An 18,513-nucleotide genomic window follows, 5' to 3' on the forward strand; every position below is an offset into this window, starting at 1 on the left:
CGATTTTGGCTATAAACATTAAAGATATTTTCGAAGTAATCGAACAACAAATTAAAAATTACGGTAAGGAAATAGTTCATACTGAAGACGGAACTGTTGTTACTGTTGGTGATGGAGTTGCCATGCTTTATGGTTTGGAAAACGCCATGATGGGAGAATTATTAATTTTTCCCAATAACGTTTATGGAATGGTTTTAAATTTAGAAGAAGGTGCGATTGGAGCTGTGCTTATGGGTGATGATTCACTTGTTAAAGAGGGTGACATTGTCAAACGTTCAGGCAAAGTTGTGGAAACTCCCGTTGGCGACGCCCTTTTAGGACGTGTTGTTAATGCAATCGGAGTTCCAATCGATGGAAAAGGACCAATTGATTCTAAACAATTTCGACCAGTTGAGAAAATGGCCTCAGGAGTAATGGCTAGAAAGTCAGTTAACGAACCATTAGAGACTGGAATTTTGGGGATAGATGCAATTATTCCCATTGGAAAAGGTCAACGAGAATTAATTATTGGAGACCGTCAAACCGGAAAAACAGCAATTGCCATTGATGCAATAATAAACCAAATTGGCAAAAATGTTAAATGTGTTTATGTTGCAATTGGTCAAAAAGAATCAACAGTGGTTCAAATTGTTGAAAAGTTAAAGCAAGCAGGAGCAATGGAATTTACTACAGTAGTCTCGGCTTCAGCAAGTGAACTAGCTCCCTTGCAATATATTTCTCCATATACTGGAGTTACAATTGCAGAAGAGTGAATGAGTAAAGGCGATGATGTTTTGGTTGTCTATGATGACTTGTCAAAACATGCGGTAGCTTATAGAACGATGGCTCTATTATTACGTCGTGCCCCAGGTCGAGAAGCGTATCCAGGAGATGTTTTCTACTTACACTCAAGACTTCTAGAAAGAGCAGCCAAGGTTACAAGTGAATTTGGTGGAGGTAGTATAACTGCTTTGCCAATTATTGAAACCCAAGCTGGAGATATATCTGCTTACATTCCGACGAATGTTATTTCGATTACAGACGGACAGATTTTTTTAAGCGAATCTTCATTTAAATCAGGAGTTAGACCAGCAGTGGATACAGGACTATCAGTTTCTCGAGTTGGTTCTTCAGCACAAATTAAAGCAGTTCGTCAAATGGGGGGAACTTTAAAGTTAGAATTAGCCCAATATTATGAGTTAGCAGCTTTTGCTAAGTTTGGAAGTGATTTGGACGAAACCACACAACAAACATTAGAACACGGTAAGAGAATCATTGAAATTTTAAAACAACGTCAGTACCGCCCGATTTCGCAAATAGATCAAGCAATCATCTTGTTGGCAATAAAATCACGTTTAATAAAATGATTGCCAGTAGAGTTTATGAGTTATTTCAAAGACTCTCTAATTCACCACTTCAATAAATCTCCAGAAGGATTAAAACTTTGAAATCGTTTGGATAAAGCTAAGGCTTTTGATGATAAATTAGAAAAAGACATTGAAGATGAAATTAAAATTATGTTAAAACGTGCAATTAAAATGATCGACAAATATGACCCAACTCAATATGGCAAAATTGAAGAATACAAAAAACTTTAGACTGTTATGCCAAATTTAAGTAATTTAAAAGCAGAAATTGCCAACGTTAAGGACATTGGTAAAATTACAAGTGCAATGGAACTTGTGGCAACTGCAAAACTAAAACGTGTTGCCAAACGAATTAGTGAAGTTAAGGTTTATGTCGCTGAGGTTTATCAAGTTTTTAACGAAATAATTTCTTCATCACAAAAATCGATTTATCTTGCAGAGGCTAACAAAAAATTTAACAAAACTTTGTGAGTTGTTATCAATTCAAACTTGGGTTTAGCAGGTGGTTACAACTCGAACGTGAATAAAAAAGTTTTAAAACAGATGAAAGAAAAAGATGAAGTTCTAGCAATCGGACAAAAGGCTGTAAACTATTTTAAAGAACATAAAAAAATAATTCACGACCAAATTCTGGATGTTGATGTCAATTTCACAAACAATCGAGCACGAGAAATCAGTGCAGAAATATTGGCAAAATACAACAACGAATTATTTGATGAAATTCAAATTTGTTACACAAAATTCATTAATAATGTGACATTTGAACCAACTCTTTTAAGATTATTTCCTATAGTTAAAAAAAATGATGATCAATTGGTAAAAACAAAATCACTGACAACATTTGAACCAAGTGCAGATGAGGTGTTAGAAGCTTCGGTAATGATGTACATTAACACAATTGTGTTTGGGACCATTATTGAATCACAAGTTTCTGAACAAGCCAGTCGTCGAACAGCTATGGAAAGCGCCACTAAAAATGGTGGTGAATTGCAAGAAGAATTAAGTATTTTATATAATCGTAAGCGTCAAGATGCGATTACCCAAGAAATTACAGAAATCGTTGGGGGCGCTAATGCTCAAAATGAAAAGTAGGAGGTCATTAGAATGACAAAAATCGGAGAAATAGTTCAAGTTTTAGGACCGGTTGTTGACGTCAAGTTTGAAGAAGGACAAGTTCCAAGTCTTTACAACGCATTGAAATTAGAAAACAATCAAACCTCATTAACTTTGGAAGTTATGCAGCATATCGGAGATGAAATAGTCAGAACTATTGCCATGGGTCCAACTGAAGGTTTGGTTCGTGGAATTAAGGTAACAGATAGTGGAGCTCCCATTTCAGTTCCAGTTGGTAACGAAGTTCTAGGTCGTATGTTTAACGTTTTAGGAGAACCAATTGATAATCTACCCTCAATTTTAAAAGCTAAAACCATGCCGATTCACCGACAAGCTCCAAGTTATGAGGAGCTAACTACTTCAGCAGAAATTTTAGAAACTGGAATTAAGGTCGTTGATTTAATGACGCCTTTTGCTAAGGGTGGTAAAATCGGACTTTTTGGAGGAGCTGGAGTTGGTAAAACGGTTTTAGTTCAAGAACTAATTAATAACATCGCCAAAGCTCACGGGGGAATTTCGGTTTTCGCTGGAGTTGGTGAAAGAACTAGAGAAGGTAATGATTTATACTTTGAAATGAAAGAGGCTGGAGTTCTTGACAAAACTAGTTTAGTATTTGGTCAAATGAACGAACCTCCAGGAGCTCGTATGCGAGTGGCCCTGACTGGTTTGACCATTGCTGAATATTTTAGAGATGTTAAAAATCAAGACGTCTTATTATTTATTGATAATATTTTTAGGTTTACCCAAGCTGGAAGTGAAGTATCAGCGCTACTAGGAAGAATGCCAAGTGCGGTTGGTTACCAACCAACACTTTCAACAGAAATGGGAGCCTTGCAAGAACGAATTACTTCAACAATTAATGGTTCAATCACTTCAGTTCAAGCAGTTTATGTGCCCGCCGATGATTTAACCGATCCCGCACCAGCAACAACCTTCTCCCACTTGGATGCTAGAATTGTTCTAGATCGTTCAATTGCAGCGTTAGGAATTTATCCAGCAATCGATCCACTAGCTTCAAGCTCACGAATGTTAGATCCTGAAATTGTGGGAGAGAAACATTATCAAGTTGCTTTAGAAGTACAACAAATTTTACAAAAATATAAAGACTTACAATCGATCATCGCCATTTTGGGTTTAGAAGAATTATCTGAAGAAGATAAAATAATTGTAAATCGTGCGCGTAAGATTAGAAACTTCTTAAGTCAACCTTTCACAGTTGGGGAAAAATTCACCGGTCGTCCTGGTAAATACGTACCAATTTCTGAAACAGTCAAATCTTTTGAAACAATAATAACTGGAGCTGTTGATGATGTTCCTGAACTATTCTTTATGTATTCAGGAAGCATTCATGAAGTAATGGAAAAATACAACGAATCTTTAAATAACAAAAAATCAAATAAGAAGGCTAAGTAATTTAAAGGTGATCTAATGAAAACAAAGTTGAAAATTATAACTCCAGAAGGAATTTTTATTAACGATATCTTGGTTGATATTGTTAATGTTCAAACAACTGATGGAGAAATGGGATTCTTAGTAAATCATAGTCCGGTGGTGGCTACTTTAAAAATTGGTACCCTTAGTTATCGTCAAGATAATAAAAAAGTTTATGTTCATGTACATCGTGGAATTGTTAAAGTAGACAAGCAACAGGTTAAGGTAATAACTGAAAGAGTTTATTTAGTAGATCAAAACGGAACTAGAATAAAGTAATAAAAAAGCAGCCATTCGGCTGCTTTTTAAATTTTTTAAAAGTTTAAAACTCTTTTATTTTTAATTAAATAAAAATTGATGACAACTAAACAATATGACTAACTTTGATTATCATTAATTTTATTTTCAATGCGACTTACAAACGCCCACATACGTTCTCTTTTTAAAAAATAAACATAGCTTTTGTAATTAATTTTTAATGGTCTAAAATCAATTCGACCCAGCTTCAAATTCTTCTGGATGGTTGCAATTTTTTTGTTCAAAAAAATTTGTTCCTTATTGCGTACCAACCTGTCGATTTGTCTTTCGTCAATTTCTTTAATATTTTTAAAAATATTTTCGATATTATTATAGCGGTTTAGTAATTCTATAGCAGTAGTATAGTGCATCCCACGCACCCCTTTAATATTATCACTAGGGTCACCCATCAAACTTTTTAAATCAGGAATTTGTTGAGGGGTACAGCCAAATTTCTCTTGGACTGAGTTCTGATGAATCATTTGATCTTCCTCGTCTTTATTACCTTTAAGAATTACCGAAGTTTTATCATTGATTAACTGAAAAGTATCTCGATCATTTGATAGGATATGAACATCATAACCTAAGTTGTTTGAAATTTTTGTGATTGTCCCCATAACATCGTCGCCTTCGAAATTCTCTTTCTCATATCAAGGAATATTTATGAAAGTTAAAAACTCTCTGACTAGCTGCATTTGAGGAATTAGGTCTTCGGGGGTGTCTTTACGCTTGGCTTTATATTCAGGATATAATTCCTTACGTCAACAACCTTTCCCCACATCAAATGTCACGATTATTGTATGATATTTTTTTGAGTTTATATAATCATTGATGTTCGCAACGAATGTATAAACCGCATTTATTAAAACGCCTTCGCGGTTTCTTGGTAATTTGGTTCTTTTCAAAGAACCATAATAACCCTTATGAAGTAAATGATAACCATCTACTATGAGGATGGGGCTGCAATTTGCAACCGTTACCTTTTCCATTTTAATGCACTTCCTTACAAATATATTCTACACTAAACTTGACTGACAAATTTGTTTATAATATAGTTTATTTCTACAAAAGGATTCAATTCCTCTGTGATTTCTTTTTTTGTGGTGATGAAGGCATAATTTGCTCTTTCATCAAACTTTTTCTGTGCCACAATTTGATACTTTAATAAAACGCTATCAACCAATCTTAAATTGGATAAACTAAAAGTTATGCTAATTTCATAACCAGGTTGAAGTTCTTCAATTATACAATTCTTGAGCAAATTGTTTGCGCTAGAATTATAGGCCCTCATTAAAGGACCAGCACCTAGTTTAATACCTCCAAAATACCTTGTTACTAAAATAATAGTGTTTGATAAATCGAGTTTTTTAATTAGATTTAATAGGGGTTCACCAGCAGTTCCGCTAGGCTCACCGTCGTTATGAAAACTTTCTGATCTCGGGTTATCATCAATTACAAAGGCGTAGCAATTATGGCTAGCTTTTGGATCTGAATATTTTGACAAAAACCCGTCAACTTCTGCTTTACTATTAACTTGAGTAATTATTACTTTGAACTTTGACTTTTTTACTTCATAATCGCCTTTAAAAACTTCATTTTTAACAGTTCTCATAAATACCTCTTAATTATTTTACTCTTTTTATACGGAAAAAATAATATTTTAACAACTTATAAACTAATAAAAATATAGGCATAATTTATAATATAATATTCTTATGAAACAAATGATATAAATTATATGAAGGGGTAGAAAAATGAAAGTAGCCAAAGCTAAAAACGATACAAAAAATAAAGAAGTTTCTATCCAAGAAAAAGGTTGATATCAAAAACCAATCAGCGAGATCGAAATTGAACTAAAAACCGAAACTACAACCGGACTTTCAACTGATGAAGCAGAAGATCGTCTAAAAAAACTTGGTTTAAATAAACTACCTGAACCAAAGCAAGTTCCTTGATACTTGCTTTTCTTAAAAGGTCTTTTAGAACCGCTATCAATTGTATTATTAGTAACAGCAATAATTGTTGTTGTAGCCCCATACTTTGCAGGTGGGCATCCAGAATGAGTGGAATTTGGGGTTATTCTTGGAATGATCTTCATTAACACTTTATTAGGAATGACCCAAGAGTTAAAGGCTCGAAGCTCAGTTAAGGCCTTACAAAGTTTATCAAATCCAAATGCAACAGTAATTAGATCTGGTAGACAAATACAAATATCGGCGCATAATTTGGTACCTGGAGATATTGTTATCTTACAAACTGGTGAGTTTATACCTGCAGATATTAGATTAATATCATCCTCACATCTAACTGTTGATGAATCAGCACTAACCGGAGAATCAATGCCAGTAGTTAAAAATATTGATTTGCTAGATTCAAAGACTACCATTCTAGCTGAACAAAAAAACATGGTTTTCATGTCAACTTTTGTTCAATCAGGTAGAGCAACAGGAATAGTGGTGGCCCAAGCCCCATTATCAACAATGGGTAAAATTGCTTCTTCAATAGCGGAAACTAAAGCGCAAAAAACACCATTGCAGTTAAAATTAAATCGTCTAACAAAATGAGTTTCTGTAATTGCCACAATCACAGCACTTGTTTTATTTGGAGTGTTAATATTAATTGATGTTCTAAGAGCAGATCATAGCGGAATAGCTTGATCTGAAAATCTATTACTATCAGTTTCTTCAGCAATTGCAATTATTCCAGCATCACTAACTGTTATTGTTTCCATAATCCTTTCGGTTTCAACAAACCAAATGAGCAAACAAAATGTTATTGTAAAACAATTGCAAGCAGTAGAAACATTGGGTAAAGTTAATGTTATTTGTTCGGATAAAACTGGAACACTTACAATAAATAAAATGACAGTTACCAAGTATAACCAAGTCGGGGTTACTCGCGCGGCCTCAAGTTTTACTTACGTTTCAGATGATATTGGTGATATTCACTTTGTTAATGCCCTAACACTTTGCAACGACTCTATTGTTACTGAAAAAGACCGTATGGGATTACCAACAGAATTGGCTATGTATGATTGAATGACTAAAATGGGATTCGACCCATTAACACTTCGTCATAAATATATGAGAATCGATGACTTGCCTTTTTCATCGGATAATAAATACATGGTTACCGTTAACCAAGTTGATGATAAAAAAGTTGTTTACATTAAAGGTGCTATTGATAGAATTTTAGACAAGTGTACTCATACTGTCATTGATGGTCAAGTTGTTAAACTTTCTCCAAAAATGAAAGAACAAGTTTTAGCTAATGCTGAGAAAATGTCATCTGAAGCGTTGAGAGTTATTACAACAGCTTTTAAAGTATTAACAGACGATCAATACAAAAACAAAGACTATGTCTCTAATTTGGTTTTAACAGGAATAATTGGAATGATCGATCCTCCAAGAGAGGAAGCTATCTCAGCAATTAAAATAGCTCATAGAGCAGGAATCAGAGTAGTTATGATTACAGGGGACCACTTAGCGACTGCTATGGCGATTGGAGAAAAATTAGGATTAGTTCGTGATGGATTTGTGGGAATGACTGGTGAGGAATTAGACTTAATCAGTGATGAGGACTTAACCAAAAAAATTGATCGTATCTCAGTTTTTGCCAGAGTTAATCCCGACCATAAAACAAGAATTGTGACAATTTTACAAGAAAAAGGTTTAATTGTTGCTATGACTGGGGATGGAATTAACGATGCTCCAAGTTTAAGAAAAGCCAATGTCGGTATTGCTATGGGTATGAATGGAACAGAAGCTGCTAAAGATGCGGCCAACGTTATTTTAGCAGATGATAACTTTAGCACCATTGTTTCAGGGGTAAGTGAAGGAAGAAATTCTTATCGTAAAATTAAAACATCAGTTGCCTTTGTTTTAGGAGCCAACCCCCAAATTATTGCGATGTTCTTAATTATTTTGATTACAGGAATATCACCACTTAACTCAATAAACATTTTATGATTCAACTTAATTGTTGAAACTATTCTAGCCATCCCAATTGGAATGTCAAAATCTGACCCTAATGTAATGAACCTAAAACCTATTAAGAATAATGAGTCCATATTTAGCCGTATTTGGATGCTGATTATATTTACAATTACTTCAACTGCCATTGCTGTTATCTTGGCCTTCATTATGGGATTCTATGTATTCCCGGGACCAAACGCAGCATTAACAGGTCAAACAGCAGCATTTATAACTATCGCCTTTTCACCAATCTTTTTTGTATGAATGATGAAATTTAGAGGTGATAAGAATGAACGCCATAAAAGTTTTAAAGATAAGGTAAAAGAAGCCAACTGAGCCCTTTTTGGAGCTATGATTGGAGCCTTCCTATTAAACGTAATTGTTGTCTTTACTCCAGGAGTTAAAGATGTCTTCAAAATAGCTGACTTAAATTGAGAATTATGATTGATGGTGGTTGTGTTAACAATTTCCCCAGCAATAGTTATATTTATTTCAATTAACTTAGCGGGTAATAGAATTCGTCGTCACAGCGAACCCGGTTATGAACACAGACTTCGTAAGAGATTTAAAAAATATCGTCGTCCTAAAATTGCTAACAATCATAAATTGCTAAGAGATGCAACAGTTGATATTAGACATAATAAACGTTCGAAAAAAAATAAACAAGCTAAAAACGCATAATATAAAACCCTGATTTGGTTATAAAACCAAATCAGGGTTTTAAAATTTCAACTTTTGAATTATGATATATTTGACCTTAAGGAGGAAAATGGTATGAAGACAATTTACAATGCCGGAAGTATGTTTAATGAAGCACAAATTCAACAAAGAAAGAAAGAAGGTAACAACTTAAGACAAAATTTTGCTGACTTTGAAATAGCTAACCCAATTGATTTTGATACTAATCTTGGAGTTTGTCCGACTCCATTAGAAATTTGAAATGCCGACTATGAGCTGTTAAAAAAAGCGGAATATGTGATTTTTGAATTGGACAGCCTTGATCACGGTATGATTGCTGAAATGGGAATAGCAATTGAAATGGCGAAATCAACGCAAGCAAACAAGTTTTTAGTTACGGTGATTTCAGATTTTCGCTACTATCAAAGATGTTCAAAATTTCAGATAAATGAGTTCTCGATCAATCACTTTGTTTTTGGGCAGTTATTTGATACCCAACTAAATCAAGAAAACCGCATTTTACAAGTGAAGTCTCATGACCAAGCCATTTTGGCCATCAAGAATTGAGAAGCTTATTTAAACACAAAAGATGATAAATATCTAAAAATGAATGAAGAATTAGACCAAAAATTCATTTATGAAGACGGAAAAATGTACGACCAATAAATTTAAAAAAATCGCAGATAAAGCAAGTTTTTGCTTTTTTTTTGTTAAAATATTACTATTGATTTTAATAAATAAGGCAGGGATAAAACATGGCAAGAGATAAGTCGATCATAAAAAAAATGGGATTAATCGCTGATCAAATCATCAGTTTGGAACCAGAATATGAAAAATTCACTGATGAAGAGTTATTAGCTAAAACCGCAGAATTCAAGGAAAGAATCCAAGTAAACGGCGAAGATGTCGATGACGTTTTAGTTGAAGCTTATGCGGTTGTTCGTGAGGCGGCTTGAAGAGTTTTGAAATTAAAAGCTTACAGAGTGCAATTAATCGGAAGTATCATCTTAAATAGTGGAGATATTGCGGAAATGAGAACTGGTGAGGGTAAAACTTTAACAGGTCTTTTCCCTGCTTACTTAAATGCCTTAACTGGTAAAGGTGTTCATATTGTTACTGTTAACGAATATTTATCAAAACGTGATAGTGAAATTAATGGTCAGGTTTATGATTTTCTGGGGATTACAGTTGGTCTAAACGGAAGAAGTTTAACAAAAGATCAAAAAAGAAACGCTTACTCAAAAGATGTTACCTACACAACAAACTCAGAAATTGGTTTTGACTACCTAAGAGATAATATGGTTTATAACTACCAAATGAAAGTTCAAAGACAGCTGAACTACGCAATCATTGATGAGGCTGACTCGGTTCTAATCGATGAAGCTAGAACGCCGCTTATTATTTCTGGGGGTAGTTCAAATCGAACTAATATGTACCAAGCAGCTGATCAATTTGCTAAAACTTTAAAACAAGATACTGATTTTGAAATTGATTTAGAAACTAAACAAGTATATTTAAATGACCAAGGAATTTCCAAAGCCAACGGCTTCTTTTCGGTTAAAAACTTATTTGACGTTAAAAATACTGAATTATTCCATTTAATTATGAATGCTTTGAAAGCTAACTTTACCTTCAAAGAAGGAGTGGAATATGCAGCTCAAAATAATGAAATTGTTTTAATTGACCAGTTTACAGGAAGAATAATGGAGGGTCGTTCATATAGTGATGGTCTCCAACAAGCCCTACAAGCTAAAGAAGGAGTTTACATTGAAGAAGAAACTACCACTCTAGCTACAATTACTTATCAAAACTTCTACCGACTATATAGTAAATTGTCAGGAATGACAGGAACTGCTAAAACTGAGGAAGAAGAATTTATCAAAATTTATAATACAAGAGTAATTGTGACCCCAACTAATAAACCAGTAATTAGAAAAGACGAAATCGATTTAACATTTGCAACTAAAAATGCAGCCCTAAAAGCTATGATGGTTGATTTAAAAGAGCTGAACGAAATTGGTCGTCCAGTTTTAATTGGAACCACTAGTGTGGAATCTTCTGAACAAATCGAGCGCTATATGGAAAAAGCGGGAATCAAATTTGAAATGATTAATGCCAAAAACCATGATCGTGAATCAGAAATTGTTGAAAAAGCCGGTCAAAAAGGTGCCATTACCTTGGCAACCAACATGGCTGGTCGTGGTACTGATATTAAATTAACTGATGAAACCAAACAACTTGGGGGATTATTTGTTTTTGGAGTAGAACGAAATGAAGCTCGAAGAATTGATAACCAACTTCGTGGACGTAGTGGTCGTCAAGGAGATCCGGGTAATTCAAGATTCTATATTTCTATGGAAGATGAATTGATGGTTCGGTTTACAGCTCCCAAAGTGCGTCAAATGTTCTTGCGATTGGGTGATGAACCAATTAAATCAAAAATGTTTACAAGAGCCATTACTAATGCTCAAAAGAAACTTGAAGGATTGAACTTCGACCAACGTAAAAACGTTTTAGATTATGATAATGTTCTAGCACAACATCGTGAAGCAATTTATTCTCAAAGAGATGAGATTTTAAAACAAGAAGATATCAAAGTTGTTTTAGGTCGTTTCCAATATACCACAGCCTTTGAACTGGTTTTAAAAAATTCAGAATTAGTGAGAGGTGAAAGCACAATCAATGCTGAGCAGTTAATTGCTAGTGTCGAGGGAACTTATGTAAAAGAGGGTTCATTTAAGAAATCTGATTTTGCCCACCAAGATAAATATAAAGTTGCTAAAATGATAAGTGACGCTATGATGTTATTTTATATGGACAGAATTAGTCATGTTCCAAATGAAGTTGCTCAAGAAATGGAACGTAGAACAGTTCTGCAATCTTTGGACAAATTCTGAACAAGACATATTAACTTAGCTAACAAGTTAAGATCGGGAATCTACTTGCAACAATATGCTCAAAATAATCCGCTTCATGAATATATTGAAGAAGCTGCAAAATTATTTAACAAAATGAAAATTGATATTGCCGAGGAAGTTATTAATAATCTTTCGCAAGTGGTAATTAGAGAATCAGAACGAAATGTTGGAGCACCAAAAGTTAACAAGCCAGAACCAGAAGCAATTCAAATTAGTGAAAATGACATTGAACAGATTTTAAACGAAATTGGTTTGAAAAAAGAAGACTTTACTCGTGAAGGTGTTAAAAACCGTCTTACTGAATTAAAAGCCCAAGCGAAAAAAGATGAAGATCTTGAAAAAATAAAAAAACTTGATTTCCAAGAAATGGTTTTAAAAGGTCTGATGGATGAAATTGATAAAATCAAATCTGGAAAAGGATCTAACTCGGTTAATGTTAAACTGACCCAAGAAGATATGGAAGCCATTTTCAAAAAATTCGGATTTAAAATCGGTGATAAGATTGATGAAAAAAAAGTTATTGCCAAATTTGAAGAACTTTTAAATTCAGATGAAATCAAAGACATTCCCAATGAAATTCAAAAATTAAATTTCGAAAGAGAAGTGATTTTAAGAATCGGACCAAACTTGGTTAAAGATAAAAAAGAATTTATTGTGGAAGACAAAGCAGGAAAAGTTAAGAAGAAAATTAAGACCAGCGGAATTGATATTGATGATGTTGACGACAGTGAACAAGTTCAATCAAAAGTTAAGATTGGTTAATAAAATAGTGTAGTAAAAACTAGAAGCAATTTCTAGTTTTTTTCCACGTAGAACGGTAAAGGCAAAATGAAAAAAGAAGATTTAAAATTTACATTAGTAACAGAGTATCAACCAGCTGGTGATCAACCCGAAGCTATTAAAAAATTAATTAAAGGACTGGAAAATAATGAAAAACACCAAGTCCTTTTAGGGGCTACTGGAACTGGTAAAACTTTTACAATTGCTAACATTATTAATCAGACCAACCGTCAAACATTAGTTTTAGCCCATAACAAAACTTTAGCAATGCAACTTTATATTGAATTAAAAGAATTTTTCCCCGAAAACCGTGTCGAATACTTTGTATCTAACTTTGATTTTTTCCAACCAGAAGCCTACTTACCTTCTAGGGATTTATATATTGACAAAGATGCTAAAATAAATCAAGAACTTGATATGATGCGACTTAGTGCGATGAACGGATTGATGCTAAGAAAAGATACAATCGTTGTAGCATCAGTGGCAGCAATCTATGCTTCACAAAATCCTGAAGAGTATGGAGCTGTGTTTTTTGAATTGAAAGTCGGAGAAGTTTTAAGCAAGAAAGAACTGCTAGGATTTTTAATCAAAACTGGTTATGTAAGAAATGAAATTGAAACTGTCAGAGGAACTTTTTCAGCTAATGGAGATGTTATTAAAATTGTTCCCAGCTGAACTGACCAAATGATTTATCGAATTTCAATGTTTGGTAACGAAATTGAATCTATTGAAACCCTAGAACCATACAATAATGTTGTGATGCAAAGAATGAGTCTGGCAACTATTTTCCCAGCCACTAGCTATGTAACCCCAGAAGATAAAATGAAAACTGTTATTGAAAATATTCGTGAAGAATTGAAAAATCGTTTGACAGAATTGAGAACTGAAGGTAAAATGCTTGAAGCTCAAAGATTAGAACAGCGAACTAATTATGACTTAGAATCGCTTTCAGAATTTGGAACAGTTAGTGGAATTGAAAACTATTCAGCCCATTTGGATTTTCGTCCCGCAGGTGTGCCACCATATACTTTGCTAGATTATTTTGATAAAGATTTTTTAACAATTATTGATGAGTCACACATGATGATCCCTCAAACTCGTGGAATGTCAAATACTGATTACAGTCGTAAAAAAAATCTGGTTGATTATGGATTTAGATTACCAAGTGCCATGGATAACCGACCGTTAAATTTTGAAGAATTTAGCAATAAACTAAACCAAGTTATTTATACCTCAGCAACTCCTGGGGATTATGAAATGGAGTTAGCAAATCACCAGTTTGTTCAACAAATCATTAGACCAACGGGACTTTTAGATCCAATTATTGAAGTGCGTCCAACTACTAATCAAATCGAAAATATCATCGAGGAGATTTTAAAGCGTCGTGAAAAAAATGAAAGAGTTTTTATTACCACTTTAACAATTAGAATGTCAGAGGACCTAACCAGTTACTTACAAGAGAGAAATATAAAAGTAGCTTACTTACACTCGGAATTAAAAACTATTGAGAGAACCACAGTTTTAAATGATTTACGTAAAGGAGTTTATGAAGCTGTTGTCGGGGTTAACTTACTAAGAGAAGGTTTAGATTTACCCGAAGTGAGCTTGGTTTGTATATTGGATGCAGATAAACAAGGATTCTTAAGAAATACCAGAAGTTTAATTCAGACAACCGGGCGAGCCGCTCGTAACGCATCGGGTCTTGTAATATTTTATGCCGACCAGATATCTAAAGCGATGGAGGAAACTATTGAAGAGACCACTCGTCGTCGAGATATTCAAAGAGCCTACAACTTGGAGCACAACATTACTCCCAAAACTATTTTGAAAAAGATTTCAGATTTTGGTATTGATGATGCTACTAGAAAACAGATTATTGATATCTCAAAAAGAAAAGCCAATGCTGCTAAGGATAAAAAAGATAAACTTATTAAACAATTAAGAGCTGACATGATTAGTGCCGCAAAGGAATTAAATTATGAAAAAGCAGCTCAAATTCGAGATGTAATTATAGAATTAGAAGGACAATAAAATGAACAAGGATATAATTAAAGTAAAAGGCGCGAGAGAACACAATTTAAAAAATGTTGAAATCGAAATACCAAAAAATAAGTTAGTTATTTTTACAGGACTATCAGGAAGCGGTAAGTCTTCACTAGCTTTTAATACAATTTATGCTGAAGGTCGTCGAAGATATATCGAATCACTTTCAGCCTACGCTAGACAGTTTTTAGGCGGAAACGAAAAACCAGATGTAGATTCAATTGAAGGTTTGAGTCCTGCTATCTCTATAGATCAAAAAACAACTTCTCATAATCCTAGATCAACTGTTGGAACTGTCACAGAAGTTTATGATTACTTGAGATTGCTTTACGCTAGAGTGGGAACCCCATTTTGTGTTAACAATCACGGTGAGATTAAGGCGTCATCTATTAAAGAAGTTCTTGAGTCCATAAATAATGAAACTCAAATTGATGAGCAAGTTTTTATCTTAGCTCCGATTGTTGTTGACAAAAAAGGAAGTTTCAAGGATCGTTTGGATAAATTACGTGCAGAAGGTTTCATAAGAGTACAAATTGATGGTACAATAATTAACCTGGACGAGGAAATTGATTTAGATAAAAATGTCCGTCACAACATTGATATTGTGGTTGATAGATTAATTTATCAACAAGATGAAGAAATCAAATCCAGAATTTATTCAGCTATCGAGGTTGGATTAAAATATGCTAACGGACTTATCAAGGTACATTACCCCAACAAAAATAAATTAGAAAAATTGTTTTCAACTATTTATTCATGTAAGGTTTGTGGGTTTAGTATTGCTGATATGGAACCGCGACTATTTTCTTTTAACGCACCTCAAGGTGCTTGTCCTGATTGTACTGGATTAGGGATCAATCTAGAACCCGATCAAGATTTAATTATCCCAGATAAATCGGTTTCAATTTCTGAGGGAGGAATCGTTTACTACAAAAACATTATAGCTAAAGATAATATTGAATGACAAAAATTTAAAATATTGTGTGATCATTATTATGTTGACTTAACAGCTCCAATCAAACAACTAACAGAAAAACAAAAAGAAATGATTTTGTGAGGAAGTGATGAGCCCATTGAATATAAAATTAAATCATCAGGGGGAAATACTTTTGCTTCTTTTGATTACATTGAAGGTGTAGCTAGTCTAATCCAAAGAAGGTATATGGAAACTAAATCTGATGAAAGTCGTAAGTGATATGCTAAATTTATGGCTTCTAAAACTTGTAAAACTTGCAAAGGTGCTAGATTAAACAGTACGGCTTTAGCCATCAAAATAAATAATTTTTCAATTAATGACTTCACGAATTTAGCAATTGACGAAGCTTTAGATTTCTTACTAAACATTAAATTAAATGCCAATCAAGAAAAAATTGCTAACTTAGTTTTGAAGGAAATAATTTCACGAATTAGTTTTTTAAATAAGGTTGGACTTAGTTATTTAAGTCTTTCAAGAACGGCTACAACTCTTTCTGGGGGAGAAGCCCAGAGAATTAGGTTGGCCAAACAAATTGGTTCACAGTTAACAGGGATTCTTTATGTTTTAGATGAACCCTCAATTGGATTACATCAAAGAGATAACGATAAATTGATCGCCACATTGAAGCACTTAAGAGATTTGGGAAATACTTTAATCGTTGTAGAACATGATGAAGACACCATGTGAGCTAGTGATTGAATTGTTGATATTGGACCAGGAGCTGGAATTCACGGAGGAGAAATAGTTTTTGAGGGAACTGTGCAAGATATCGTTAAAGACGAAAAATCTTTAACTGGTAGATACTTGAGCGGTAAGGAATCTATTAGTGTTCCAAAAAATTACCGCGGAGGTAATGGTAAAAAAATTGAAATCATCGGAGCTAGCGAAAATAATTTACAAAATATTGACGTAACAATTCCGCTAAATAAATTTATAACAATCACTGGAGTTAGTGGAAGTGGTAAATCAACTTTAATGGAAGATATTATTTACAAGAGCTTGAAGAAAAATTTACACAACGAGCAAATTAAACCCGGAGCTCATAAATCAATTAAAGGATTAGAAAATATTGATAAAGTTATATACGTATCTCAAGAACCGATCGGTAAAACTCCGAGATCTAATCCAGCAACTTATACTTCGGTTTTTGACGATATTCGTGATTTATACACCGAAACTACTGAAGCTAAAATTCGTGGTTATAAAAAGGGACGTTTCAGTTTTAATGTTCCTGGGGGGCGTTGTGAAAATTGTCAAGGTGATGGAATCATTACTATCTCGATGCAATTTATGCCAAGTGTAGAAGTTGTTTGTGAAATTTGTGACGGTAAGCGTTATAATGAACAAACACTACAAGTACTTTTCAAAGGTAAAAATATTTATGATGTTTTAAATATGAGTGTTGAAGAGGCGGCGATATTTTTTGAAAATATTCCGCAGATTAAAAATAAACTTGATACAATTTTAGAAGTTGGTCTGGGATATATTAAGCTAGGGCAAAATGCTAAAACTCTTTCTGGAGGAGAAGCGCAAAGAATCAAACTATCAACTTATCTTTTAAAAAAACAAACAGGGAAAACTTTATTCCTTTTAGATGAACCAACAACTGGATTGCATATTGATGATGTTAAAAGGTTATTAGCTGTTCTAAACCGTTTGGTTGACTTGGGTAACACCGTCTTAACAATTGAACATAATTTAGATTTCATTAAAGTATCAGATTACATTATTGATTTAGGACCTGGAGGAGGAACTGGGGGAGGTAGAGTTGTTGTGACTGGAACGCCTGAACAAGTAATTAAAAGCGACACTAGTTACACTGCTCAATATTTGAGAAAGTATTTAAAACGTGATTAGTGTTTATGAAAATCTCATTCCTAAATTTTCCCAGCCAAGTAAAAAAAATCTTCGAGAAATTTTAAATAAATATCAAAACTTTCAAGATAGTTATCAAGTAATTAATATTGTTGGTACTAATGGAAAAGGTTCAACAAGTTACTTTACATCTTTGGGTTTGAGAAAGTATTACTCAAAGGTTGGTTTGTTTATTTCCCCAGCATTCTTATATCAAAATGAGAGAATTCAGATTAATAATAACCAAATTAGTGATGAGGACTTTAAAAGAATTTTAAAAAAATTTGAAAAAGATATTTCTGAAAATAAACTTAATTTTTTTGAAGTCTATACCCTGATTGCAATGTGGTACTTCTTTGAAAATAAAATTGAAATAGCAGTTATTGAAGCTGGCATCGGAGGAATTCTGGACACGACAAATCTATTTAATAACCAGATTGGCACGGTTTTAACTTCAGTTAGCTTAGATCATGAAGAAATTTTGGGAAATAAAATCAAGCAAATTATCTTTCAAAAAGTTGGAATTGCTAAAAAGGGGTTTCTGATATCAAGTCATGATAATAAATGTTATCAAAGTTTTGTTAAAAATCAGCTTAAAAACGTGGGAGTAGATTTTTTTCAAGCTAACACATTTACTTTAAATAAAACTTATCAAAAAAATAATATGGGACTAGTTCAAAAATTATTTGAAGTTCTGAATTTAGAATTTGATGAAGAAATATTTTTCACACAAGCACTAAATGGAAGAATGAGTGTTTTGAACAAAGATCCTAAGTTAATTATTGATGGGGCACATAATGTTGGGGCCATTAAGAAATTAATAAAATCTGTTAAAAAGGATTCAAAAGATTTTGAAGTTATCTTTGCCAGTTCTTTAAAAAAGAACTATCACAAAGAAATTAAAATTTTAAAAAAAAGTTTCACTAAGATATACTTCGCTGAATTTAATCCAGAAGACAATTGAAATTGAGAAAAAAAGTATCAAGTTATTGATTGAAAAGAAAAAATAAAAAATAATTTGAAAAATAACCAAAACACTTTAGTTTGCGGTAGTCTCTATTTTGTCCCATTGGTTTACCAATGATTTATTACGGAGGGATAAT

Annotated in this window: 12 protein-coding genes; 10 read left to right on the plus strand and 2 right to left on the minus strand. The window is 33.3% G+C overall.

Annotated elements, in window-relative coordinates:
• The first annotated feature begins 5 nt into the window (after window positions 1-5).
• The 4 genes from atpA to AACK87_RS00315 are packed head-to-tail and all read left to right on the plus strand — an operon-like array spanning window position 6 to window position 4,169.
• The gene (gene atpA, locus AACK87_RS00300; RefSeq protein ID WP_338973125.1) at window positions 6-1,577 is read left to right on the plus strand and encodes a F0F1 ATP synthase subunit alpha; all 1,572 of its coding nucleotides are present in this window, start codon (window positions 6-8) and stop codon (window positions 1,575-1,577) included.
• A 6-nt stretch (window positions 1,578-1,583) separates the two neighbouring features.
• The gene (gene atpG, locus AACK87_RS00305; protein WP_338972416.1) at window positions 1,584-2,438 is read left to right on the plus strand and encodes an ATP synthase F1 subunit gamma; all 855 of its coding nucleotides are present in this window, start codon (window positions 1,584-1,586) and stop codon (window positions 2,436-2,438) included.
• A 12-nt stretch (window positions 2,439-2,450) separates the two neighbouring features.
• Entirely contained in the window at window positions 2,451-3,872 is a 1,422-nt protein-coding gene (gene atpD / locus AACK87_RS00310; protein WP_338972418.1) for a F0F1 ATP synthase subunit beta, read from the plus strand.
• 15 nt (window positions 3,873-3,887) lie between these two features.
• The gene (locus AACK87_RS00315; RefSeq protein WP_338972420.1) at window positions 3,888-4,169 is read left to right on the plus strand and encodes a F0F1 ATP synthase subunit epsilon; all 282 of its coding nucleotides are present in this window, start codon (window positions 3,888-3,890) and stop codon (window positions 4,167-4,169) included.
• A 98-nt stretch (window positions 4,170-4,267) separates the two neighbouring features.
• On the opposite strand, the gene AACK87_RS00320 is transcribed toward AACK87_RS00315, so the two are convergent.
• Both AACK87_RS00320 and AACK87_RS00325 read right to left on the minus strand, forming a co-directional pair.
• Window positions 4,268-5,176: a 5'-3' exonuclease gene (locus AACK87_RS00320; RefSeq protein ID WP_338972422.1), complete on the minus strand. Its 909-nt coding sequence runs from the start codon at window positions 5,174-5,176 to the stop codon at window positions 4,268-4,270.
• 32 nt (window positions 5,177-5,208) lie between these two features.
• The gene (locus AACK87_RS00325) at window positions 5,209-5,799 is read right to left on the minus strand and encodes a YigZ family protein (protein WP_338972424.1); all 591 of its coding nucleotides are present in this window, start codon (window positions 5,797-5,799) and stop codon (window positions 5,209-5,211) included.
• 142 nt (window positions 5,800-5,941) lie between these two features.
• Here AACK87_RS00325 and AACK87_RS00330 point away from each other — a divergent pair, with 142 nt between their 5' ends.
• The 6 genes from AACK87_RS00330 to AACK87_RS00355 all read left to right on the plus strand — a co-directional run bounded on the left by AACK87_RS00330 (window position 5,942) and on the right by AACK87_RS00355 (window position 18,512).
• A complete protein-coding gene (locus tag AACK87_RS00330; RefSeq protein ID WP_338972426.1) occupies window positions 5,942-8,842 on the plus strand; it encodes a cation-translocating P-type ATPase in 2,901 nt (966 codons plus the stop codon).
• 93 nt (window positions 8,843-8,935) lie between these two features.
• On the plus strand, window positions 8,936-9,505 hold the full coding sequence (locus tag AACK87_RS00335) for a nucleoside 2-deoxyribosyltransferase (protein ID WP_338972427.1): 570 nt from the start codon (window positions 8,936-8,938) through the stop codon (window positions 9,503-9,505).
• 89 nt (window positions 9,506-9,594) lie between these two features.
• Complete coding sequence (gene secA / locus AACK87_RS00340; RefSeq protein WP_338972429.1) at window positions 9,595-12,519, plus strand: preprotein translocase subunit SecA; 2,925 nt, start codon at window positions 9,595-9,597, stop codon at window positions 12,517-12,519.
• A 66-nt stretch (window positions 12,520-12,585) separates the two neighbouring features.
• Window positions 12,586-14,568, plus strand: coding sequence for an excinuclease ABC subunit UvrB (gene uvrB, locus AACK87_RS00345; RefSeq protein ID WP_338972431.1), 1,983 nt, complete (start codon window positions 12,586-12,588; stop codon window positions 14,566-14,568).
• A 1-nt stretch (window position 14,569) separates the two neighbouring features.
• Entirely contained in the window at window positions 14,570-17,413 is a 2,844-nt protein-coding gene (uvrA, locus tag AACK87_RS00350; protein ID WP_338972433.1) for an excinuclease ABC subunit UvrA, read from the plus strand.
• Window positions 17,406-18,512: a bifunctional folylpolyglutamate synthase/dihydrofolate synthase gene (locus AACK87_RS00355; protein WP_338972435.1), complete on the plus strand. Its 1,107-nt coding sequence runs from the start codon at window positions 17,406-17,408 to the stop codon at window positions 18,510-18,512. Before uvrA ends, AACK87_RS00355 begins: the two co-directional genes overlap by 8 nt.
• Window position 18,513: the final 1 nt, after the last annotated feature.

This window comes from Spiroplasma endosymbiont of Panorpa germanica (assembly GCF_964019765.1).
In the GTDB taxonomy this organism is placed as follows: domain Bacteria; phylum Bacillota_I; class Bacilli_A; order Mycoplasmatales; family Mycoplasmataceae; genus Spiroplasma_B.